Source organism: Opitutia bacterium (assembly GCA_016217545.1).
GTDB lineage: Bacteria > Verrucomicrobiota > Verrucomicrobiia > Opitutales > Opitutaceae > Didemnitutus.
Window position 1 is genome coordinate 1 of sequence record JACRHT010000013.1, and the last position, 21447, is coordinate 21447.

The window sequence follows — 21447 nt, forward strand, 5'->3', positions numbered from 1 at the left end:
CGTAGGTGTCTGGACCGTGTCTCAGTTCCAGTGTGGCTGATCATCCTCTCAGATCAGCTACCCGTCTTAGCCTTGGTGAGCCGTTACCTCGCCAACTAGCTGATAGGCCGCGAACTCCTCATCTAGCGTCAGGCCTTGCGGTCCCTGACTTTAGTATGTCTCTCATGCGAGAGACAACCACATGCGGTATTAATTCGCCTTTCGGCGAGCTATTCCACACTCAATGGTAGATTGTTCACGTGTTACGCACCCGTTCGCCACTGAACAAACTATGTATTGCTACACAGCCTGTCCCGTTCGACTTGCATGTCTTAACCACGCCGCCAGCGTTCATTCTGAGCCAGGATCAAACTCTCCGAAAAAATCAGAGAGTCACGAATCCTAGTGATTCATGAACTACTAAAGAGAAACAACTTACGTTGTTCCTCCAAACACGGGAGGTGAATCCCGCGTCTTGGAATAATTTGATTGGGGGTCCCAATCAATCGCACAAAGTAAATTTCAAAGAACCGCTTCCTTTTCAGGGGAAAGGTTTCCAAGAAGACATTCGGCTTCCCGTTCGTCAACACATTTCCGAAGATTTTTCGAAAAATTTGCTGAAAAGAACGAGGCCGATCTCTCGGCCCCTCGGACCGTCTCACCTCGAAGTTCGAAGCGATTGGCGCCGAAGGGACGGCAAACCATGCAAACGGCCACTCGACGATCAAGCCCATTTTATAAAACTTCTTCTAATGACATCATAAAATACTAGCATATAACATTTTGCAATGTATTTTTTCGCAGCTAAATCTGCAAAACACCGAACGCGGCGCATCGAACGGCAGCGGCCAATTTGTCGTATCTAAAATAGTGATACGATCATGCCCCAGCCTTGGTGGAGCGCTGACGCGGCGTGGGGTATCGCACGCGAAACTTGTCCGAGACAGACTCTGCGAAACCGTCCGCAACCGAGACCGCCACGACTAGTGTGCGACCGCGGAGTCAGGGCGCTCCGAGCGTCGCCGCACGCTTTCGCGTTTGCGCCAGGATCCTGGTGGCAGGGAGAGGGGGCCGTCTCGCCGCCATTCGTGGAGAGATCGGGAGGCTACCCGAAACCTTCGGATCCCGCGGTGGGAGGCGGTTGGAATGCGATGAATCCGACGACCCCTTGCGATTCCCTTTTAACAATTCCGGTCGCCAAACCGCCTATGCGACTGGAGTGGCTGGGGCGATAGCGGTGGGCTCGTGGGCTGTCAGTGGTTGAGCCGTGCAACGCGCTTCAGGACGCCCGATCGGGCTCAATCTTGAACTGGAGTTTTATAAGAACCGATAGTGGCCGCAAACGGATGTAGGCGCGTCCGTTAGCATGCGATCGCCATACAACCTGACTGGGTTCTGCCCGTTTTTCCCGGGAAGCGGTCTTCTCAGAGCCACGATATCCGCTGGCGCATTGCATTCGAACGAATAACATAAGCAACAATTTTACCGTATTTCACAATCCAGGCGCCTCATGGAAACAAAGTCGTTGTCAGGTGCCGTAAACTACTTTTGAACGCCCGTCCGGTATCGGCAACTAACGATAGCCGACCTAACTCAACCAAGGCACACGCTTGGACCTAAAACAGATTAAGCTAATCATCGACCTCATGAAGCGCTCGGATCTTACCGAGTTCGAAGTCGAGGAGCAGGGCTTCAAGATTAAGATTAAGCGCAACTCCGGTGAGCCCGTCCTTGTGGGCGGTGCCGCGGGTTACTCCGCCCACCCGTTCCCGGTGGCGACCGCGCCCGAGGCCCCCAAGGCTCCGGTGGCGCCCGCCGCCGCTCCGTCCACCGCGGGGGGCGACGAGGTCGGCTTCGCTTATGTGAAGTCGCCGATGGTCGGCACGTTCTATCGTTCGCCTTCCCCCGACAGCCCGCCGTTCGTCGATGCGAACAGCAAGATCGAAGAAAAGTCCGTGGTCTGCATCATCGAAGCGATGAAGATCATGAACGAGATCCAAGCCGAAGTGAAGGGCACCATCGTCGAGGTGCTGGTCGAGAACGGCCAACCCGTCGAATACGGGCAGCGCCTCTACAAGGTGAAGGCCAGCTAAGCGCGCCTTCTCTGATCACCAGCCGGGCAGAGTCCTGTCCGGCTTCATTTTTTCCGCCCCTCCAATGATTCAAAAGGTCCTCATCGCCAACCGCGGTGAAATCGCCCTTCGCGTGATTCGCGCCTGCCGCGAACTCGGCATCAAGACGCTCGCGGTCTATTCCGAGGCCGACGTCCAGTCGCTGCACGTCCAACTCGCCGACGAGGCCATCTGCATCGGTGGCCCGAAGAGTTCGGACAGCTATCTGCGCGCCGACCGCATCATCAGCGCGGCCGAGATCGCCGACGTCGACGCGATCCACCCGGGCTACGGATTCCTGTCCGAGAACGCAAAATTCGCCGAGCAGTGTGAATCCTGCAACATCAAGTTCATCGGACCTAAGTCCAAGAGCATCCGCATCATGGGCGACAAGGCGATTGCGAAGGACACCGTCCGCAAAGCCGGCGTCCCGACCGTGCCTGGCTCGGACGGCCCGGTCGAGTCCGAGACCGAAGCGGTCAAGATCGCCCGCAAGATCGGCTATCCGGTCATCATCAAGGCCGTCGCGGGTGGCGGCGGCCGCGGCATGCGCATCGCGCACAACGACGTCTCCTTCGCCAAGGAATACCACGTCGCGCGCGCCGAGGCCGAGAAGGCCTTCGGCAATGGCGCCGTTTACATCGAGAAATACATCCAGAACCCGCGCCACATCGAGTTCCAGATCCTCGCCGACAGCCACGGCAAGGTCCTGCACCTCGGCGAGCGCGACTGTTCGGTGCAGCGCCGCCACCAAAAGCTCATCGAGGAGGCACCCTCGCCCTTCCTAAACGCCGATCTGCGCAAGAAAATGGGCAAGGCCGCCGTGCGCGCCGCCGAGTCCGCCGAATACCAGAACGCCGGCACCATCGAGTTCCTCGTCGATCCGAAGGGCAATTTCTACTTCATCGAGATGAACACGCGCATCCAAGTCGAACACCCCGTCACCGAGGAAGTGACCGGCATCGACCTGATCAAGCAGCAGATCCGCGTCGCCAACGGCGAAAAGCTCGATTTCGACCAAGGCGACATCAAGTGGACCAAGCACGCCATCGAGTGCCGCATTAACGCCGAGGATCCCGCCCGGAACTTCGCACCGTCCCCCGGCACCATCTCGCTCTACTACGCGCCCGGCGGCAACGGCGTCCGCGTCGACTCCCACGTCTACAGCGGCTACGCCATCCCGCCGTATTACGACTCGATGATCGGCAAACTCATCTGCTTCGGCGAGACGCGCAAAGTCGCCCTCCAGCGCTCCTACCGCGCCCTCTCCGAATACCTCGTCCGCGGCATCAAGACCACGATTCCCCTCCACAAGGCGATCATGAGCGACCCTACCTTCATCGAAGGCAAGGCCACCACCGCCTACATGGAAGACTTTATGGCCCGCACGCCGCCCGATCTCTTCTGAGTTCGCCAAATCGACCGATTCCCGCTTCAAACCGCGTCCACCCGACGCGGTTTTTTCATGCCTCGCTCCGCCGTTTTCTGGCTCACGCTCCTCGTTTTCGCCCTGCTCGTCGCGGCGAAATATGACCGCGCCACCGGTTTCACGTCGCTCCTGCGCTTCGGCGAACCGTGGGCAACCCGCCGCGTGCCCGCCGCGCAACCGCTGCCCATCGCCGTGACGCCCTCCTCGACCGGCTACGACGGCCAATTCTACGCCCAAATCGCCCTTTCCCCCACGCTCCGCGATCCGAACCTCGACACGGCCCTCGACGCTCCCGCCTACCGCGCCAGACGCATTCTAGGGCCGTTTCTGGCCCATTGCGCCGGCTTCGGACGTCCCTGGCTGGTCCTGAATGCCTTCGCCCTCCTCAACGTCGCCTGCTGGCTCGGATTCGCGTGGCTCCTGCGGCGCGAAATCGACGACCTTTCCCCCGTCGGCACCGCCCGCTGGCTCGCCTGCGTGCTGTCGCTCGGCGTCCTGGACAGCGTTCGCCAATCCCTAGTCGACCTCCCTGCCCTGCTCTTCCTGCTGCTCGCCGTCCGCCAATCCCGGGGCGCCGCACCCGCCCGCACCACTCTGGCGCTCACTCTCGGCAACTTGACGAAGGAAACCAACCTCCTCGCCTCGCTCGCCCTCCTCAGCTGGCCCCGCCTGAGCCGCCAGCGCGTCCTTGCCCTCGCCGCCTGCGCGCTCCCCATCGTTCTCTGGGCGGCCTACGTCGCGCACCGCTTCCCGGCCACCCCGGTCACGACCGGCAGCGGCAATTTCACCTGGCCCGTCGTCGGCGCCGCCGCGCAACTTGCCGCCTCCGTGCGCGCAATCATCGCCGGCAACTTCGACTCGCGCCACACCTTCGCCGTCCTCGGCATCCTCGGCCTTGCCCTTCAAGCCGCCGTGATCTGGCGCCACCGCGCGCCGGAAAGCCCGTGGTGGCGCATCGGAGCCGCCTACAGCGTCCTGCTCCTCTTCCTCGGTCCGTGGGTCTGGACCGGCTATTGGGCGGCCTGCCGCGCCGTGCTGCCGCTCACGATCGCCTTCAACCTCCTCCTGCCCGCCGGACGCCGCTTTTGGCCGTTGCTGATTCTCGGCAACCTCACCGCCCTCCACGCTGTCTGGCGCTTCCTCTGACCGCCATGCGCAAGCTCCTCTTCGCCACCGCCGCACTCATCGCCGCGCCGCTGTTCGCCGGCGATACCGCCGCCACGCTCGCCCTCGAGCGCCTCGCGACACTCCTCACGGGGACGTTTTCGTCGGCCGATCAATCCCTCGCGGACAAGAACTACCGCAACACCACGCTGCACGCCGTCCGCATTTGGACCGACCGCGCCGACGGACCGTGGATCTACCTCGAGCAAGCCCTCGCCGACGCCCCCGACCAACCCTACCGCCAGCGCGTCTACCAACTCGCCCTCTCCCGCGACGACGCCCTCGAGACTCGCATTTTCACGCTGGACGACCCCATCAAGGCCACCGGCGCATGGCGGAAGTCCGTGCCGCTCTCCGACCTCACTCCCACTCGCCTCGCGTTCAACGAGGGCTGCACCGTCTTTTTCCGCGCCATGCCCGACGGTTCGTTCGTCGGCAGCACGCAAGGCGAAGGTTGCACCAGCGACCTTCGTGGCGCGACCCACGCAACCACCGAGGCCACTTTAACTTCCGACAAAATAATCTGGTGGGAACGCGGCTTCAACGCCGCTGGCCGCCAAGTCTGGGGCTCCGCCGCCGGCGGCTACGTTTTCAAGCGCGTCGTCGCGCCCTGAGCCGCCTCACGGCCGCACGAGCAGCAGGTCGCTCCATTCGCCCATCACGCGCGCATCCACGCGCCAGCTCGGCGCCGCCGCCGCAAAAGCCGCCCGCACGTCCGCCAACTCGCGCTCGAGGATTCCGCTGAGCACCAGCCAGCCGCCGGGCGCCACCGCACCGAGCAACTCGCCCGTGAAGCGCACCAGCACATCCGCTTGGATGTTGGCCATCACCAACCCCGCCGGAGCATTTTCCCAGCCGCTCGTGAGATCGCCCACGAAAAACTCCACGCGCCCGCTCAACTGATTCAGCGCCGCATTCTCCTCGCTGACCCGAATCGCCTCCGGGTCGTTGTCGAAACCGCTGACTTCGCGAAAACCCAGCAACGCCGCCGACAGCGCGAGGATGCCCGAGCCGCAACCCGCATCGATCACGCGCACCGACGTGCCCTTTTCCGCCGCGAACGCCACCAATCGCTCCGCCACGAGCCGCGTCGTCTCGTGATTCCCCGTGCCGAACGCCATGCCCGGGTCGAGCCACAGCACCTTCTCACCCGCCGGCAACCGGAACGTCTCGCGCTCCCAGACCGGCACCCAGTGCAACGGACCGAAAGCCGACGCCTTGAAGTGCGCCTTGTAGCTGTCCTTCCAATCGGCATCAGGCAACTCGCGCACTTCCGGTTCGCCGCGCAACCAGTCGCTTCCCAACACGGCCGCGAAAGCCTTCCAGCTCTCCTCCGCCTGCGCCCGCGAGTCGAAATACCCCGTCAGCCACGCCCGGGCGCTCGGCTTGTCCTCGAGCACCATCAGCCGCTGCTCCTCGCGCTCCGCGAGCAAGTCCTCGATCTCCGGCACCGCGCCGAGCGCCACCTCGATCTTGAACTCATGCACCGCCGGCTTCGCAGGCGCCGCCGCCTTGTCGCTCATCCGCGCGATCACGGCCGGCAACAGCTGGTGCTCCGCCGCGTGCACTTTTTCCGCCAGCGTCTCGAGCGTTTCCCCCGGCACGATCGGCACGCGCGCCTGCGCGATGATTTCGCCGCCGTCGACTTCGATGGTCACGTGATGCACCGTGCAACCGGTCTCAGTCACGCCGGCGCGCAACGCCTGGCCAATGCCGTCGAGCCCCGGGAACGCCGGCAGCAAACTCGGGTGCAGATTGATGATCTTCCCGGCAAACGCGTTGAGAAAACCCGGCTTCAGCACGCGCATGAACCCCGCAAGCACCACCAAATCCGGCGCACACGCCCGCACGGCGGCGATGAATCGCTCCTCGCCTGCGCCCTCGAGCTTCGTCTTGAACGGCGCGGGGTCGACGAACGTCGCCGGCACGCCGAAGCGCGACCCGAGCGCGAGGATGCCCGCCTCCGGTTTGTCGGAAAAGATGTGCACGACCTGCGCGCGGCCGAGCCGGCCCGCGCGCTGCGCCTGCAGAATGGCTTCCGCGTTGCTTCCCCGACCCGAGCCAAGAATCACGATACGCATCGTCCCAAATGGAGGCGGAAAGCGCCGCTCCTGCACAACGCTAATTTCATGCGGCCCCGCGCTCAGCTTCGGCTTCGCCCTGCGCATCTCCTTCGACAAGAAAATCCACCAAGTCGCCCGTATCTTCTTCGCACGATCCAGCAGCACTCTTTCGTCTCCGAGCTCGATGTGCAGCCGGGAGACGAGCTCGTTAGCACCAACGATCGGCCCGTCTCTGAATTCTCCGCCGGGATGGCGATGGGCCCCGAACTCGGAAAATTGCTTCTCGCGCCAGCCCGGCGACTCGCTCGACCTGGGCCTCGTCCGCCACCGGCCCGGCAAGACAACGGTGACCGTCGCGCCTGCTGCCGGTGCCCTAACGCATTTTCAAAAATAATGTAGTCGGGGCGCTGACCCCGGAAAGGGGCTTTCCCGCGGGAAGAGGCGCCGACCGGGCTCAGCGAGCCCGGCTACAGAAAAACAGAAAAGGCTCAGACTTCCCCCGCCGCCTTGATCTTCGCGATCAGCGCCGTGGTGCTGAAGCCCGCGAGGAAAGGCAGGAACTCGATCTGCGCGCCGCACGCCTGCAGCGCCCCGCGCTCGTCGGGATCGAGTTTCTCGAGCGTGTAGTCGCCCGCCTTCACGTAGACGTCCGGCCGCAACGCGCGGATTTCCGCCGTCAGCCTCTTCTCGCGAAAAACCACCACCGCGTTGACGCACGCGAGCGCCGCCAGCGCGTAGGCGCGCTCGGTCTCGGTCTGCACCGGACGCAGCGGGCCCTTCAGTTGCTTCACGCTGGCGTCGGCATTCAGCGCGATGAAGAGCGCATCGCCGCGCGCCCGCGCCTGCTGGAGATAGAAAAGGTGCCCCGTGTGCAGCAGGTCGAACACGCCGTTGGTCAACACCACGCGTTTGCCGGCCGCGCGCAACTGATCGCGCAGGGCAACAGCTCCGGCGAGGGAGAACAGCTTGGGGTTCGGCAGTTGATCGGCGGGCGAACTCACGCCACGAGCACACACGGCCGCGCCGCGGAAGTAAACTCAACTATGCCGGCCGAGCCGGCTGGGACCGCCGCGACGGACGCGTTCACCGCTCAGCTGCCGGCCGGATACAGGCAATCGATCTCGATTTTCTCTCCGCAGGAGCACGTGACGATGAGGCGCGTGATCTTGTCGCCTTCCTTCACCGCTTCGACGTGCGGTCCGCTGGGCGCGGCGCGCACGAGTCCCTGCTCGCCATGCGCGTGCTGCTTTTGCGGGCTGCGCAGGGGCTGGGTATCGAGTGGTTTTTTGCCGAGGAGGAAAGGTTTCATGGATGAGTCGAGGCGGCCTCTCCGCCGCGGCCGGAGGTGCCGAGGCCGCGAAGTTCGGCGAGCTTGGCGGAGCGGTTCTTCGCGGTCAGCGTCAGGCTGAGCGTAATGCGCTGGTTCGCGTCCGCAGTGGGCGGCTGGCCATCGAGCGGGCGCGTGTCGGCGTAGCCGGTCACTCGCTCGATCAATTTCTCCTCCACGGCGTAGTGCACGAGCGCGCGGCGCGCGGCATTGGCGCGATCGGAGGAGAGTTCCCAAAGGCCGTAGTCCTCCTTCTTCATCTCCAGCCCCGATTTCGTGTGGCCGTCGATCGTGACGCGGAATTGATGACGGTCGATCGTCCAGGCGATGCTTTGCATCACGAACCGGCCCCATTCGGTGAATTCGGGCGAATCGCCCTCGAAAAGCGGATGCTTGGCGCGATCGAAGAGCGTCAGGCGCAGGCCGTCGGAGGTCACCTGCACGTCGATCGGCTTCTGGTCGAGATTTTCGTCGAGGTGGAGCAGTCGGTAGAAATCGGCGGCGACGGAATTGAGGAAGCTCAGCTGGATCTGCTTGTCCTTGTCGGTGGGCTTTTCCTTGCCCGCGCTTTCGTCGTCCTTCTTTCCCTCGGAGGACTGCTGCTGATTGTCCTTGTTGAAAGGCATGATGCCCGAGTGGTCCTCCATCGGGGAACTGAACGGGTTCTGGAAATACTTCGAGGTGGCGATGAGGATTTTTTTGTCCTGGGCCGAGATCCACAGGACCATGAAAAGCGCCATCATCGCGGTCACGAAGTCCGCGTAGGCCACTTTCCATGCACCACCTCCGCCGCCGGCTGCCATGGTTAGGAGAAGTCCCCAGTGACAAGGGACAAGTGACAAGAGCCGGAAAAACCGGCGCACGGCGGCGTCGGGAGAGCGGCTCTGGGAACTTGGAACTTGTTACTTTCCACTTCGGTTTATTTGCCCGTGCCGAGGCTCTTCACCGCGGCTTCGAGCTCGTCGGCGCCGGGTTGGACGTTGCTGTCGAGAGAACGGCGCGCGATCTCGACGGCGGTGAGGGGCGCGAGGCCCTTCGCGAAGCCGGCCACGGCCTGCATGATGCACTTCAAGGCGAGCTGGTCGGCGGCGTCGTTGAACTTGATGCGGTTGGCCAGCGGGTTGACGAAGCCGTAGGCGACGAAAATGCCGAGCAGCGTGCCGGTGAGCGCGGCGGCGACGCGTTCGCCGACGACCTCCGGGCCGTCCGCGATCGCGGCCATCGTGTTGATGATGCCGAGCACCGCCGCGACGATGCCGATGCCGGGCAGCGAGTCGCCGACGAGCGAGAGGATGTGCACCGGATGCTCCGCCTCCTCTTTTTTCGCCGCGAGTTCGGCGGACATGAGGCTTTCGAGCTGGTCGGGCTTGATTTTGCCGTCGATGACGGGCTTCAGGCCGTTGCAGAGAAACTGGAGTCGCTCGTGGTGATTCGCGAGCGACGGATAGCGCTGGAAAATCGAGCTCTTGCTCGGATCCATCACGTGTTCTTCGAGCGCGATGAGTCCGTTTCTACGGCCGGTCATGAACAGCTCGTAGAGCAGCTTCAGCAGCTCGAAATAGTCCTCCTTGCCGGGCGCCTTGCCTTTGATCGTCCCCTGGACCTTGTGAATGATCTCCTTCAGCACGTGCCCCGGGCTGGCGATGATCAACACGCCCGCCGCCACGCCAAGGATGACGACGAACTCCGACAAGTGGAGCAGCACCATGGGCTGGCCACCCGCGATCATGAAACCGCCCAGGGTGGACGCGAAAACTACGGCAGCTCCGATGAGGACGAGCATGAGGGGCGGTCAGCGGTTGCGGGCGCGACCGAGGAAGGCGCGCAGACCGAGGATGGTCTGCGAGTGGATTTGGCAGATGCGCGACTCCGTCAGGCCGAAAACGGCAGCGATTTCGGCCAGGCGCATGTTTTCGAAATAATACATGGCAAGTATCTTCCTCTGGATATCGGGCAATTCCGTCATCCGTTGAGTGAGAAGTTGCAGCAGCTCCTGTTTCTCGAGCGTGTCGCGGCCGGTCGTATCGTGTTCATCGGCCAGCAGTTCGTGCAACGAGGCCCCTTCGGACTCCTCGCCTTCGGCATGCTGGTCGAGCGCGATGAAGGTCACCGGGCGCGATTCGTCGAGCCACTTGGCGTATTCGACGTGGCTCAGGCCGAGCTCTTCGCAGATCTCGTCCTCGGTGGCGGTGCGGCCGAGCTTTTGCTCGAGCTCGTTGATCGCCTCCTTGAGCTTGCGGGCGCGGGCGCGCGTGCGGCGCGGGCACCAGTCCATGCGACGGAGCTCGTCGAGGACGGCGCCGCGGATGCGCATCGCGGCGTAGCCGGCAAAGGTGTTGCCCTGCTCCGGATCGTATTTGCGCACGGCGGCGATGAGGCCGGTGACGCCGACGCTGTAGAGGTCGTCTGCGTCGATGTGCGGCGGGAGGGTGAGTTTGATGCGGTCCACGACATTGCGGACCAACGGCAGGAAGCGCTCGATAAGATCCTTCTCATCGACAGCGCCCGAAGTCCCCGCGTAGGCGCGCCAGGCGGCCGTAGCAGGGGCGGTGGGTGTGGCATCCATGCCGCGTGCGAGTGCTGCAGCGGCGTTTTTCATGACTTCAGGGGCGAGAGTTCCGGCTTGGTCTTGGCGACCTCGGCGGCGGCGGCCCGTTGCCGGGCGGCCATGGTTTCACGCAAGCCGTCGAGCATGATGCTCCACAGCCAGCGAAAGAGGAGAGCGCCGATGAGACAGCCCACGGCGCCATCGAAGAAAATTCGGTCGGGCCCGCGGCCCATGTAGAGAGCGGTGCCCGCGGCGAGCGCGAACCCCAGCAGACCTCCGAGAAGAAAGACGTAGCGCATGATCAGGCGGCGGTGTTGAGGGCGGTGGCAGCGGCGACTTCGTCCTCGTCGTCGATGTCCGCGGGTTCGGGCTGCACGGTGGTCTCCGCGACCGGCATGGTGCGGCGCGCGACGGCGTCGGCGGCGTCCACCTCGAGATCGCTCGTGAGCGACGGACCGGTGGCGAGGAACAGCGGCTCGAGGTCGCCATCGAGCAGGTAATCCCACAGGCGGCCCCACTGGGAAACTTCGTCGAGGTGCGTGAAGACAACATGCGTCGCACCGAGATCGCGGCCGGCGGCGTAAGCCGAGCGCAGCGTCGAGTGATCGTAGGCGGCGTTCAACACGAGCACGCGCTCGGTGATCTTCTCGGTGTCGAGGAAGCGAGCGATCGAGGCGTTCTCGCTCGGATTGCGCAGCGACAGGCCGGGCAGGTCGAAGTAAACGAAACCGCCCTCCGTCGCCGGCTCGGTCGACGCGGGGAAATGCGCGAGCGGCACGCCGAGCGCCTCGCAGAACACCGGCAGCTGGCCGGGCGAATTCGGACGATCGAACTCCGCGGTGACGACGTGCCCGATGCGGGCGCGGCGGAAAACTTCCGCGGAAAGCCATTTGCAGAGCGCCGTCGTGCGACCGACACCGGGCGTGCCGAGGAACGCCGCGCGGCTGAGCGGCGCGCGGGTTGCGCGTTGCGCGGCGAGATCGCGGAGATGGTTGCCGGTCTCGACCAGCGCGCGGTGCAGCGGCAACTCCTCGAGGCGGCGCCATTCGGGGGCGCGTTCGAGGCGGGCGAGCAGAGACTCGGAGAAACCGGAGCGGCGGAGCAGCTCGGGCAGGGTCATCTTCGGCGCGCGGATCATCGAGCGCGGCGCGCGCACGCGGCCGGCGGAGACGGCTTCGTTGGCCGCGCCGAGTTCGCTGAGGACGGCTTTCGGCTCGGCGACGACTTCGGGCGCGGGCGCCGGAGCCGGCTCGGGCGCGAGGATTTGCGCGATGACTTCGAGTTTCGGAGAGGAGAACAGGCCGAGCATGCCGCCGCTCTCGACGTTGCGGACGGAGAGCACGCGGGCGTTTTCGCCGAGTTGCTCGCGGATGACGCGCGCGGCTTCGTCGGCGTTTTTCACCACGAAGCGGTAGCAGGAAGCGGCGGAAGATTGGGGCGCGGTGGACATGGCGGGATCAGGCGGCGGCCTTCAGGTTGTCGTTGCGGGCGAGGAGGTGCGCGGGAGCGGTGACGATGCCGGCGTTGTCGATCTCGGTGGACGACGGGAGCTCCTGGAACGCGAGGACCGTGAGGCGCGGGAACGACGGTTCGAGGAAGCGCTTGAGCGGGAGGCGTGTCTCGGTGGAGACGACGAGGACGGTGGGGAGGCCCTTGAGCGTGAGTTCGTTCGTGCGGCGGCTGAGTTCCTCGACGAGGTGGCGGCCCGTGGCCGGGTCGAGCGCGAGGCCGACATCGGTGGGCGAACGGTGAACTTTGGTCGCGAGCACTTGCTCGAGACGCGGGTCGAGCGTGAGGGCTTTGAGCGAACCGGGTTTCGCCTCGAACTCGGGGACGAAATACAGACCGAGGCGGCGGCGGACGAGTTCGCTGAGGTCGTCGGGATTCTTCGAGAGCGGCGCGAAATCCGCGATGCCTTCGAGGATGAGCGGGAGATTGAGGATCGCGATGTTCTCGCGGAGGAGATTCTGCAGCACGCGCTGGATGATGCCCATGTTGACGAGGTCCGGCAGGAGCTCGGCGATGAGCGCGGCGTGCGTGCCTTTGATGTGGTCGACGAGCGCCTGCACGTCCTGGCGGCCGAGGAGGTGATGGGCGTTGGCCTTGAGCGTCTCCGAAAGATGCGTGATGAGAACCGACGACGGATCGACGACCGTGAAGCTGTTCAACTCGGCGGTCTTGCGCTCGCCTTCGTCGATCCACACGGCGTCGAGGTTGAAGACCGGCTCGCGCGTCGGCATGCCGCGGAGGCGCACCGTGCTGCCGGTGACGTTCATCGCCATGAAGCGACCGGGCATCAGCGTGCCACGCGCGACCGTCTTGCCGCGGAGGAGGAAGCGGTAGTCGTTGGCCTCGAGTTCGAGATTGTCGCGGACGGAAATCGGCGGGACGACGATGCCCTTCTCGCGAGCGAGCGCCTTGCGCACGCCGGTGACGCGGGCGAGAAGGTCGCCGCCGACCTTGGCGTCGGCGAGTTGGAGAAGTCCGTAACCGATCTCGATCGCGAAGACGTCGACGTCGATGAGCTTGCGGACGTCCTCGGACTTCGCGGGCGAGACGGATTCGCCGGAGGCGCCGGCGGCGGCTTCGCCCGGTTTGCCGGAGACGCCGGACTTACCGGCTTTGGCGACAGCGGGAGCGCCCGAGGTGACGGCGGTGCCGTCGGCATCGAGAACCTTGAGCGTCTTGGCCATAAAGCCCGCGAGGAGCGCGAGGCTGGCGAACGGCAGCGTCGGCATGCCGGGCATGAGGGCGAACACGCCCATGCATCCGGCCGCGATGCCGAGGGCGCGCGGGTAACGGAAGAGCTGGCTGGTGACTTGCGTGCCGAGGTTGTTGTTGTCCGAGGCGCGCGTGACCAAGAGACCGGCACCGATGGAGATGATCAGCGCGGGAATCTGCGAGACGAGGCCGTCACCGATGGAGAGCAGCGTGAACTTCTGCAGCGACTCGCCGAGCGACATGCCCATTTGGAACACGCCGATCGCGAAACCGCCGAGAACGTTGACGAGAGTGATGAGGATGCCGGCGATCGCGTCGCCGCGCACGAACTTCGAGGCGCCGTCCATCGCGCCGTAGAAGTCGGCTTCCTTTTGGACCTTCAGGCGGCGAGTGGTGGCTTGGACTTCGTCGATGATGCCGGCGTTCAGTTCGGCATCGATGGCCATCTGCTTGCCGGGGAGCGCATCGAGCGTGAAGCGTGCGCTCACTTCAGCGATGCGGCCCGCGCCCTTCGTGATGACCACAAAGTTGATCACGACGAGAATGATGAACACCACGGCGCCGACGACGTAGTTGCCGCCGATGACGAAGTGGCCGAACCCTTCGATGATCTCGCCCGCGTAGCCGTGCGCGAGGATCTGGCGGGTTGAGCTGATGTTCAGCGCGAGGCGGAACAGCGTCAGCACGAGGAGCATCGTCGGGAAGCCCGAGAACTCCGGCGGATCCTTCACGTAGACGATCGCGAGGAGCACCAGCAGCGAGAGGCCGATGTTTAGCGCCAGCGCGAGGTCGATGAGGAACGGCGGAATCGGCAGCACCAGCAGCAGCACCGTGCCGAACAGCGCGGCGGTGAACAGCAGGTCAGCGCGCTGAAGCAGCTTGGCGATGTGGGCGTTGGAGGAGACGGGCATGGCTTAGGCGGCGTTGGTTCCGGCCGTGAGGCGGCGCGTCTTCAGCTGGTGGAAGTAGTAGCGGTGCGTGCGGTAAACGACCGCGAGGATCTGCGCGACGGCCTGGTAGAGCTCCGGCGGGATCGCCTCGCCGACCTTGCCCATCGCGAAGAGCAGGCGCGCGACCGGCTTGTTCTCGACCGTCGGCACGCCGTGTTCGGCGGCGAGCGCCTTGATGCGCTGCGCGAAACGATTCTCGCCCTTCGCGAGGATGACCGGGGCCTTGTCGACGCCGCGCTCGTATTTCAGCGCGACGGCAAAGTGCGTGGGGTTCGTCACGACGACGTCGGCCGTGGCCACGGACTCGAGCATCTGCCTTTGCAGGAGTCGGCGGGCCATGCGGCGCATCGCGCCCTTCACGTGCTGGTCGCCTTCGGAGTTCTTGGCCTCATCCTTCACTTCCTGCCGCGTCATCATCATGTCGCGGTGGGTTTTGAATTTTTCCCAGCCGTAGCTGATCGCGGCGATGACGCCGAGCGAGAGAAGCAGGCGGCCGAAGAACGCCGTGGAAGCTTCGCGCAAGAAGGTGCCGAGATACGCGGCCTCGACCGGCGCGGTGAACAGCGGATCCTCGAGCAGCGTGCGGGCGCCGAGATACAGCGCGTAGCCGATCGCGATGAGCTTCAGCACGTCGATGCCGGAACGCACCCAGGTGGCTTTCGAGAACAGGCGCTGGAGGCCGGCGACCGGGTTGAGCTGGTCGAGCTTCGGCGTGAGCACCTTGGCGGAAAGGCGGAATCCACTCTGGAAACCTCCCGCGAGCATCGCGGCGCCGGCGCAAGCGACGAGGACGGGCAGCACGACCTTCGCGCACGTGAGCAGGATGTTGCCGAGCAGGAGCGGAAACGTGTCCGTGTTCACCTGCATCAGCCGGAAATTCGTGAACATCATCACCGAATATTCGGCGACCTCGTTGGCGCTCTGCCGCACCGTGAACGCGAGCGCTCCCAGGGCCGCCGTCAGCGTGAACACGACCGTGAGCTCCTGGCTCCTCGCGAACTGACCCTTTTCCGCGGCCTCGGTGAGACGCTTCTCGGTCGGTTGCTCTGTTTTTTGGTCGTTGTCGGTGTCTGCCATCGTGGCGGGTGTTTGTCCGACCCACTTGAGCAACGCCGATGCCAAGGGTCTGCCACCGCCTGCTACGCGCAGTTCATCAACGTTTTAAATTTATTCCCGCCTCGCAAAAACGTTCCAACAGGCACTTCGTCCGGAGGCCGCAAAACTTAAGGCAAAAATTGCCTCATTTCCGCGGGGATGTTCTCCCGGCCCCGCCGTCCGTCAACGCGCCGGCAGGATTTGGAGCATCTGGATCGGCAGATCCGAAAACTCCACGTAAAGGTAGCGCCCGATCAGCGCACCGGCGCTCGCCAGCAGGCCGAGACCCATGATCGCACGCAACGAGAAGCTCAGCACGAAAACCTGCATCTTCGGCACGGCGCGGCCGAGCACCGAAAACGCGAGCGTGATGAGGAAGTTCAGCGCGATGAACGGCGCCGAAATGCGCAAACCGAGCTCGATCACGTGCCCGGTGTCGCGGATCAACTCGTCCCCCGCCCCGCTCGCCAGCATCGGGTGCCCCGGCGCCGCGAGCGTGAAGCTCTTCGCGAAGGCGCCGATCACGAGCAGGTGCGCTCCAAACAGAAAAAACAAGACGGTCGCCAGCACCGACAGGAAACCGGCCACGACTTCCGAGCTGATCTCCGGCGTGCCGAACCCGGGCGTGCCAGCGAGACCGATCTCCGACGAAACCATGCGGCCCGCCATTTCGATCGCCGCAAACGCCATCCGTCCCACGAAACCGAGCGCGATCCCGAGCAACAATTCTCCGCCAAACGCCAGCGCGAGGTGCCAGATGTCGAGCGGCAGCTGGGCCGCGGGCACGAGTCCGGTCAGCAGCGTCGCGAGACACATGGCCATCGCCGCGCGCACGATCACCGGCGGCGGATGACCGCCGAGCGACGGCAGCAGGATGATCACACCGAGTCCCCGCAGGAACACCATCATCCAGGTGAGCAGGTAGCCGATGGTCACGAAACGGCGGCGGGAAGGCCGCCGGGTTGAGGGTTGAGAGTTGAGGGTTGAGAGCCCAAGGCAGCGTCGAGTGATCGGAGCAACTGGTTCGGTCTCTCAGCACTAGGCTCCAAGCTTTTCCTCAGTGCGCCAGCGCCGGCATCTTCGCGAACACCGCGAGCGTGAACTCGGTGAGGCTGCGCAGCAGCCACGGCGCGAGCAGCACGGCGAGTCCCGCGAGCGCGATCAATTTCGGCGCGAAGGTCAGCGTGTTTTCCTGCATCGAAGTGATCGACTGGAAAAGGCTCGTGATGAGACCGACCACCAGCAGCAGGCCGAGAAACGGCGCCACGATGTAGAGCGCGAAGAGCACCGTGGACTTGAAGAGGTCGATGGCGAGTTCGGGGTTCATGCGGGAAACGCTGAGAGTCTAGAGCTGAGTGCTGAGAGAAAAAAGAGAAGCGGCACGGCGTTGGAAATGGGTCGGACTCTAGACTCTTGGCTCTGGACTTCTCCTCACGTCGCGAAGCTCTGCACGAGCGACTTCACGATCAGGTGCCAGCCGTCGACGAGGACGAACAGCAGCAGCTTGAATGGCAGCGAGACGACGTTCGGCGGCATCATCATCATGCCGAGGCCCATCAGCACCGACGACACGAGGAAATCGATGATGAGGAACGGCAGGAACAGCAGGAATCCCATCTGGAACGCCGTCTGCAGCTCGCTGATCACGAACGCGGGGATCACGACGCGCAGCGGCAGGTCCTTCACCGCCGTCGGGCCGTAGCCGCCGAGTTCGAGGAAATACTCCAAGTCGCGCGTGCGCGTCTGCTTCAGCATGAAATCCCGCAGCGGCGCCGCGCCGCGATCGAGCGCTTCGTTCGACGTGATCTTGTTGTCGAGATACGGACGCAGCGCCTCGTTGTTCACACGGTCGAACACCGGGCCCATGATGAAAAAGGTGAGGAAGAGCGAGAGGCCGACGATGATCTGATTCGACGGTGCGCTGGGCACGCCGAGCGCCGTGCGCACGAAGCCGAGCACGATCACGATGCGCGTGAAGCTCGTCATCAGCAGCACCAGCGACGGCGCCACCGAGAGCAGCGTCATCATCAGCACGATCTGCACCGCGACGCTCATCTGCGCGGGCTTTTCCGCGCCTTCGAGATTGATCGAGAGGCGGAGCGGATCGTTGGCCGTGGTGGTGGCGGTCGGGCTCGACGCGCTCGGGCCGGTCGGCTGCACGAGCAGTCCGGTGGGCGGCGTCAGCGTCGTGGATTGTCCCGACTGCGGTGCTGCAGTCTGGGCTGCGAGCGGCAACACGCCGAGCGCGAGACAGAGAAAAATTTGGGCGAAACGTCGCATGGTCGTCCGTGACGGGGCGCGTCAATCGCGCGGGTCGCGCTCGTCCTCGTCGAGCGACTTCAACAGCGAGATGCTGCCAGGGCAGACACCGAGGAGGAATTTCTTCCCTTCGTAGTCGGCGACCACGAGGTATTGGCGGTTACCGAGCGAGCGGCTCTCGGCGATGGTCAACTTGCGCGCATCGCGACCGGCGATGCCACCGGGAGTGCGGCGTTGGCGCCAGAGCATCCAACCGCCCGCGGCTGCGGCGCCAGCGGCGAGGACGATAAGCACGTAGTTCGAGTCGCCCGACTTCGTGGCCGAAGTGGCCGGCGCGTCGCCGGACACGGCGTTGCGCGGACGGATGATGTCGGACTCCTTCGGCTTTTCTTGCGCGAAGGCAGCGAGGCTGAGCGCGGCGAGCGCGCAGGCGGCGATGGCGAGCCGGCGGATCATGCCTTCGGGCTGCCGACGAGTTCGGTGATCTTGATGCCGAAATTGTCTTCGACGACCACGACTTCGCCGTAGGCGACGAGCTTGTCGTTCACGTAGAGGCCGACCGGGTCGCTGGCGTGCTGCATGAGCTGCACGACGGAGCCGGAGGAGAGTTCGAGGACGTCGCGCATCGGCAGCATGCAGGAGCCGAGTTGCACGGTCACCTTCACCTTTACGTCCAAAACGATATCAAGAGCTTTTTCGTCCATCAGGTTTGCCATGGGAAATGTCCTCCGGGTTGAGCGGGATCTTCTTTGTGAGCTGCACCGCCACGTGGTCGGAATCGAGGCCGACGGTGCCGATGAATTTCGGCGTGCCGTTCAGCAAGACGCGGGTGCGCTGCATCAGGTCGGTCGGCATCTCGATGACGTCGCCGACACGCAGGCTGCTCACTTCGCGCAGGGAAAGTTCGAACGCCTCCCACTCCGCGCGCACGGGCATGGAGATGTGGTCGTAGGCCTTCTGCCAGGCGGCGCGCTTCTCGACGGTGGTGACTTGGGAATCCTTAGCCCGGCGCGCCTGCATCTTTTTCACGAGCGGCTCGATCGTGTAGTAGGGCACACCGAGCTGAATCTGCTCGGAGCAATCGCCGAAATTCACCTCGAGCGTCAGCGCGAGGACGATGGCGTCCTTGGGCGAGGTCTGGAGAAAGCGGCCGTTGTTTTCGTGGCCGACGATGAGCGGGCGCAGGTCCTGCTCGGCCTTCCATTGGCCGCACCATTCCTCGAGCACGATAACGATCACGTCCTCGAGCAGGGCGACTTCGATCTCGGTGAGGTAGCGCTCGGCCTTCACGGAGTGGCCGCGGCCGCCGAGCAGGCGGTCGGCGATGGTGAGCGCGAGGCGCGGATTGATGTCGAGCACGCCGACGCCGATCAGCGGCTCGGCCTTGAACAGGCAGATGTGCGTCGGGCTCGGCAGCGACTCGGTGAACTTCGAGTAGGTGACCGTCGTGAGCTGCGCCATCTTCAGGCCGAACTCCATGCGGAGAAACAGCGAGAGACGCGCGCTCAGGTAGCGGATGAAGTCCTCGTGCAGCAGACGCAGGCGGCGAAGTTCGACTTCGGAGAGGAAAACCGGATTCCGGAAGTCGTAGGCTTCTACCTTGCTGACCGCCTTCGCATCGCCGCGCCGCCCGTCGGCGCGGATGAGCATGCTCTTCGGTCCGGCGTCGACGGAGGTCTGTGCCAGCAGTTTGTCGATCTCGGATTGATCGAGAAACTCGCTGGCAGTCTTTTGCGGGTCGTCGGCCATGGTCGCAGCCTTACTGGATCACGAAGTCCGAGAAATACACCTGCTCGACGAGGCGTTTGCCGAGCGCCTGGTTGTAGGCGGCGACGAGTTTCTCGCGCAGGACGTTCTTGGAGCCGGGCTCCTCGAGGTCGGCGAGCGTGAGCGACGAGAGGACGTTGAGCGTGATGTCGGTGAGCTTGGCCTTCTGGGTTTCGAAGACGCCCTTCACGCTTTTGCCGCCGACGCCGGTCACGATGAAACTGGTCTTCAGGTAACGCGTGCCCATGGTGCCGGCGAGATTCACGACGACGTTGGAGAACTCGTAGTTGCCGCCGGTGTCCTTGCCCTCGCCCTTGCCTTCCTTGCCGCCGTGGCCGCCCTTTTCTTCCTTCGCGGGCGCCTCTTCGGCGGGCTCTTCGTGCTCGGCGCCGGCTTCGGCTTTGCCGTGGGCGTCGGCCGCGGGAGCGCCGAGCTTGGCTTGGAGGCGCGGCAGCAGCACGTATTCGGCGACACCGAACGTCGCCGCCGGCGCGAGCAAGATGGCCACGATCGCGGGCAACCACGCGGAGAGGCCGCCGCCGCCTTTCTTCTTTTCGGCGGGAGCAGAGTCGGCGGCGGGAGCAGCCGGCGCGGAGTCCTTCGATTCCTTGGCGTCTTTTTTCTCGGCCATGGCGGCGGGCGGTTAGGCGAAGCTCAGCTGCGCTTCAGGTTGACGATGTCTTCGAGGACGGTGTCGGAAACCGTGATGAGACGGGAACCGGCCTGGAAGGAACGCTGCGTGGTGATGAGGTCGGAGAACTGCGCGGTCAGGTCGACGTTCGAGGATTCGAGGACGCCCGACTGCACGTTGCCGAGGCCGTCGGAGCCCGGGTCGTTGTTGCCGGCGAGGATGCCGCCGCCGACCGGACCCGCGGCCGCGAGGCCCGAGTAGAGGTTGTTGCCCTCGCGGGTGAGCGCGGAGGTGTCGTTGAAATTCTGCAGCTGCAGCTTGTTCGTCGTCGCCGACGTGCCGTCGGAGAAGAACTCGACGAGGTTGCCCTGCTTGTCGATGGAGATGGATTTGAGCTCGGCGCCAGTGGGGTTGTTCTGGCCGACGCGGATGTCGCCGACGGCGGTCGGCGGGACCGCGCCCGTGAGGCCCTGGAGGCGGAGACCGCTTTGCGTGACGACGTAGCCGTTGTCGTCGATGCGGAAGGAGCCATCGCGCGTGGCGTAGGAGGTGCCACTGGTGGCGTCGTTGACGACGAAGAAGCCGCGGCCGGAGATGCCGATGTCGGTCGTCACGCCCGTGCTGGTGAGCGCGCCCTGCGAGAAGTTGGTGCTGATGCCGGCGAGCTGCACGCCCGTGCCGACTTGGATCGCAGACTGGCTCGAGGCCGTGCCGTTCGACGGCGCGGAGCCGCGCAGCGTGTTGGAGAAGCTCTCCGCGAAGCTCGCTTGCGACGACTTGTAGCCGGTCGTGTTGATGTTCGCGATGTTGTTGCCGATGACTTCGAGGCCCTTGCTGAACGTGCGAAGGGCGCTGACGCCGGAGGTGAGTGTGCCGATGAGTGCCATGGTGAGTTGAGGATGTTTGGAAGTTTTCTGGTTTAGGCCGACGTGCCGTCCGTTGCGGTGCTGCTCTGCTGGGTTGCGGTCGGCTCGATCCGTCGAACCGAATAAAGGGGATAGGATTTGTCGCCGATCTTGAGCGACACGCCGTTGGTGGCGTCGTTGTCGAGGGCGGTGACGACGCCGGTCACGGACTTGCCCTTGTCGTCCTCGACGGTGACGGTGCGGCCGATGTAGCTGTTGCCCATCAGCAGCTGCTGGTCAGCGCGCAGGGCGGCCATCTGCGTGGCCATCGTCTTGTTTTGCTCGAGGGCGGAGAACTGCGCCATCTGCGCGATGAACGCGGTGTCTTCCATCGGCTTCATTGGGTCCTGCTGCTGGAACTGCACGGCGAGCAGCTTCATGAATTCGTCGGAACCGAGCGTCTTGGTGACTTTGCGCGCGGTGCCGCCGCTGGAGTTGTAGAGATCGGAGTAACCGACGTTCTTGGACGAGGTGGAGGTGGCGCTGGTGACGGACATG

The 21447-nt window shown here is 64.3% G+C and carries 23 protein-coding genes and 1 rRNA gene; 4 read left to right on the forward strand and 20 right to left on the reverse strand.

Going from position 1 to position 21447, the window contains the following annotated elements; all coding sequences use genetic code 11:
- Positions 1–365: ribosomal RNA gene (locus HZA32_12180) — 16S ribosomal RNA — on the reverse strand; the annotation flags it as partial.
- Between the two features lie 1224 nt (positions 366–1589).
- Between HZA32_12180 and accB the strand changes: the two genes are divergently transcribed.
- From accB to HZA32_12200, 4 genes are all read left to right on the forward strand, one after another.
- Positions 1590–2072: an acetyl-CoA carboxylase biotin carboxyl carrier protein gene (accB, locus tag HZA32_12185; protein MBI5424831.1), complete on the forward strand. Its 483-nt coding sequence runs from the start codon at positions 1590–1592 to the stop codon at positions 2070–2072.
- Positions 2073–2136: 64 nt separating this feature from the next.
- Entirely contained in the window at positions 2137–3498 is a 1362-nt protein-coding gene (accC, locus tag HZA32_12190) for an acetyl-CoA carboxylase biotin carboxylase subunit (GenBank protein MBI5424832.1), read from the forward strand.
- Between the two features lie 57 nt (positions 3499–3555).
- Positions 3556–4665, forward strand: coding sequence for a hypothetical protein (locus HZA32_12195; GenBank protein ID MBI5424833.1), 1110 nt, complete (start codon positions 3556–3558; stop codon positions 4663–4665).
- Positions 4666–4670: 5 nt separating this feature from the next.
- Positions 4671–5297: a chromophore lyase CpcT/CpeT gene (locus tag HZA32_12200; protein ID MBI5424834.1), complete on the forward strand. Its 627-nt coding sequence runs from the start codon at positions 4671–4673 to the stop codon at positions 5295–5297.
- Between the two features lie 6 nt (positions 5298–5303).
- On the opposite strand, the gene HZA32_12205 is transcribed toward HZA32_12200, so the two are convergent.
- From HZA32_12205 to HZA32_12295, 19 genes are all read right to left on the reverse strand, one after another.
- Entirely contained in the window at positions 5304–6206 is a 903-nt protein-coding gene (locus HZA32_12205) for a 50S ribosomal protein L11 methyltransferase (protein MBI5424835.1), read from the reverse strand.
- Between the two features lie 1028 nt (positions 6207–7234).
- On the reverse strand, positions 7235–7672 hold the full coding sequence (locus tag HZA32_12210) for an adenylyltransferase/cytidyltransferase family protein (protein ID MBI5424836.1): 438 nt from the start codon (positions 7670–7672) through the stop codon (positions 7235–7237).
- A 164-nt stretch (positions 7673–7836) separates the two neighbouring features.
- Positions 7837–8055: a hypothetical protein gene (locus HZA32_12215; GenBank protein MBI5424837.1), complete on the reverse strand. Its 219-nt coding sequence runs from the start codon at positions 8053–8055 to the stop codon at positions 7837–7839.
- Entirely contained in the window at positions 8052–8876 is an 825-nt protein-coding gene (locus HZA32_12220; protein MBI5424838.1) for an OmpA family protein, read from the reverse strand. The genes HZA32_12215 and HZA32_12220 overlap by 4 nt, the downstream gene beginning before the upstream one ends.
- A 116-nt stretch (positions 8877–8992) precedes the next feature.
- Complete coding sequence (motA, locus tag HZA32_12225) at positions 8993–9856, reverse strand: flagellar motor stator protein MotA (GenBank protein ID MBI5424839.1); 864 nt, start codon at positions 9854–9856, stop codon at positions 8993–8995.
- A 9-nt stretch (positions 9857–9865) separates the two neighbouring features.
- Complete coding sequence (locus tag HZA32_12230; GenBank protein ID MBI5424840.1) at positions 9866–10672, reverse strand: FliA/WhiG family RNA polymerase sigma factor; 807 nt, start codon at positions 10670–10672, stop codon at positions 9866–9868.
- Positions 10669–10920, reverse strand: a complete 252-nt coding sequence (locus HZA32_12235) for a hypothetical protein (protein ID MBI5424841.1) — start codon at positions 10918–10920, stop codon at positions 10669–10671. Before HZA32_12235 ends, HZA32_12230 begins: the two co-directional genes overlap by 4 nt.
- A gap of 2 nt (positions 10921–10922) precedes the next feature.
- Positions 10923–12071, reverse strand: coding sequence for a hypothetical protein (locus HZA32_12240; GenBank protein ID MBI5424842.1), 1149 nt, complete (start codon positions 12069–12071; stop codon positions 10923–10925).
- Between the two features lie 7 nt (positions 12072–12078).
- A complete protein-coding gene (flhA, locus tag HZA32_12245) occupies positions 12079–14253 on the reverse strand; it encodes a flagellar biosynthesis protein FlhA (protein MBI5424843.1) in 2175 nt (724 codons plus the stop codon).
- 3 nt (positions 14254–14256) lie between these two features.
- Positions 14257–15369, reverse strand: coding sequence for an EscU/YscU/HrcU family type III secretion system export apparatus switch protein (locus HZA32_12250; protein ID MBI5424844.1), 1113 nt, complete (start codon positions 15367–15369; stop codon positions 14257–14259).
- Between the two features lie 201 nt (positions 15370–15570).
- Positions 15571–16323, reverse strand: coding sequence for a flagellar biosynthetic protein FliR (locus HZA32_12255; protein ID MBI5424845.1), 753 nt, complete (start codon positions 16321–16323; stop codon positions 15571–15573).
- 121 nt (positions 16324–16444) lie between these two features.
- On the reverse strand, positions 16445–16714 hold the full coding sequence (gene fliQ / locus HZA32_12260) for a flagellar type III secretion system protein FliQ (GenBank protein MBI5424846.1): 270 nt from the start codon (positions 16712–16714) through the stop codon (positions 16445–16447).
- A gap of 104 nt (positions 16715–16818) precedes the next feature.
- The gene (gene fliP / locus HZA32_12265; protein MBI5424847.1) at positions 16819–17667 is read right to left on the reverse strand and encodes a flagellar type III secretion system pore protein FliP; all 849 of its coding nucleotides are present in this window, start codon (positions 17665–17667) and stop codon (positions 16819–16821) included.
- 21 nt (positions 17668–17688) lie between these two features.
- Positions 17689–18102, reverse strand: a complete 414-nt coding sequence (locus HZA32_12270) for a flagellar biosynthetic protein FliO (GenBank protein ID MBI5424848.1) — start codon at positions 18100–18102, stop codon at positions 17689–17691.
- Positions 18099–18350, reverse strand: a complete 252-nt coding sequence (gene fliN, locus HZA32_12275; GenBank protein MBI5424849.1) for a flagellar motor switch protein FliN — start codon at positions 18348–18350, stop codon at positions 18099–18101. Before fliN ends, HZA32_12270 begins: the two co-directional genes overlap by 4 nt.
- Positions 18331–19395 (reverse strand): FliM/FliN family flagellar motor switch protein, encoded by a 1065-nt coding sequence (locus HZA32_12280; protein ID MBI5424850.1) that lies wholly within the window; start codon positions 19393–19395, stop codon positions 18331–18333. Before HZA32_12280 ends, fliN begins: the two co-directional genes overlap by 20 nt.
- A 10-nt stretch (positions 19396–19405) precedes the next feature.
- Positions 19406–20044, reverse strand: coding sequence for a flagellar basal body-associated FliL family protein (locus tag HZA32_12285; protein ID MBI5424851.1), 639 nt, complete (start codon positions 20042–20044; stop codon positions 19406–19408).
- 23 nt (positions 20045–20067) lie between these two features.
- Positions 20068–20931, reverse strand: coding sequence for a flagellar hook-basal body complex protein (locus HZA32_12290; GenBank protein MBI5424852.1), 864 nt, complete (start codon positions 20929–20931; stop codon positions 20068–20070).
- Between the two features lie 32 nt (positions 20932–20963).
- Positions 20964–21446: a flagellar hook capping protein gene (locus HZA32_12295; protein MBI5424853.1), complete on the reverse strand. Its 483-nt coding sequence runs from the start codon at positions 21444–21446 to the stop codon at positions 20964–20966.
- Position 21447: the final 1 nt, after the last annotated feature.

Excerpts from the sequence above, each read along its gene's own strand:
- HZA32_12290 (MBI5424852.1), bottom strand. The coding sequence starts at position 20,931 with ATGGCACTCATCGGCACACTCACCTCCGGCGTCAGCGCCCTTCGCACG.
- fliQ (MBI5424846.1), bottom strand. The coding sequence starts at position 16,714 with ATGAACCCCGAACTCGCCATCGACCTCTTCAAGTCCACGGTGCTCTTC.
- flhA (MBI5424843.1), bottom strand. The coding sequence starts at position 14,253 with ATGCCCGTCTCCTCCAACGCCCACATCGCCAAGCTGCTTCAGCGCGCT.
- HZA32_12250 (MBI5424844.1), bottom strand. The coding sequence starts at position 15,369 with ATGGCAGACACCGACAACGACCAAAAAACAGAGCAACCGACCGAGAAG.
- HZA32_12205 (MBI5424835.1), bottom strand. The coding sequence starts at position 6,206 with ATGAGCGACAAGGCGGCGGCGCCTGCGAAGCCGGCGGTGCATGAGTTC.
- HZA32_12285 (MBI5424851.1), bottom strand. The coding sequence starts at position 20,044 with ATGGCCGAGAAAAAAGACGCCAAGGAATCGAAGGACTCCGCGCCGGCT.
- HZA32_12295 (MBI5424853.1), bottom strand. The coding sequence starts at position 21,446 with ATGTCCGTCACCAGCGCCACCTCCACCTCGTCCAAGAACGTCGGTTAC.
- HZA32_12235 (MBI5424841.1), bottom strand. The coding sequence starts at position 10,920 with ATGCGCTACGTCTTTCTTCTCGGAGGTCTGCTGGGGTTCGCGCTCGCC.
- fliN (MBI5424849.1), bottom strand. The coding sequence starts at position 18,350 with ATGGACGAAAAAGCTCTTGATATCGTTTTGGACGTAAAGGTGAAGGTG.
- HZA32_12280 (MBI5424850.1), bottom strand. The coding sequence starts at position 19,395 with ATGGCCGACGACCCGCAAAAGACTGCCAGCGAGTTTCTCGATCAATCC.
- HZA32_12215 (MBI5424837.1), bottom strand. The coding sequence starts at position 8,055 with ATGAAACCTTTCCTCCTCGGCAAAAAACCACTCGATACCCAGCCCCTG.
- HZA32_12195 (MBI5424833.1), top strand. The coding sequence starts at position 3,556 with ATGCCTCGCTCCGCCGTTTTCTGGCTCACGCTCCTCGTTTTCGCCCTG.
- HZA32_12200 (MBI5424834.1), top strand. The coding sequence starts at position 4,671 with ATGCGCAAGCTCCTCTTCGCCACCGCCGCACTCATCGCCGCGCCGCTG.
- HZA32_12230 (MBI5424840.1), bottom strand. The coding sequence starts at position 10,672 with ATGAAAAACGCCGCTGCAGCACTCGCACGCGGCATGGATGCCACACCC.
- HZA32_12220 (MBI5424838.1), bottom strand. The coding sequence starts at position 8,876 with ATGGCAGCCGGCGGCGGAGGTGGTGCATGGAAAGTGGCCTACGCGGAC.
- motA (MBI5424839.1), bottom strand. The coding sequence starts at position 9,856 with ATGCTCGTCCTCATCGGAGCTGCCGTAGTTTTCGCGTCCACCCTGGGC.
- fliP (MBI5424847.1), bottom strand. The coding sequence starts at position 17,667 with ATGCGACGTTTCGCCCAAATTTTTCTCTGTCTCGCGCTCGGCGTGTTG.
- HZA32_12270 (MBI5424848.1), bottom strand. The coding sequence starts at position 18,102 with ATGATCCGCCGGCTCGCCATCGCCGCCTGCGCGCTCGCCGCGCTCAGC.
- HZA32_12240 (MBI5424842.1), bottom strand. The coding sequence starts at position 12,071 with ATGTCCACCGCGCCCCAATCTTCCGCCGCTTCCTGCTACCGCTTCGTG.
- accC (MBI5424832.1), top strand. The coding sequence starts at position 2,137 with ATGATTCAAAAGGTCCTCATCGCCAACCGCGGTGAAATCGCCCTTCGC.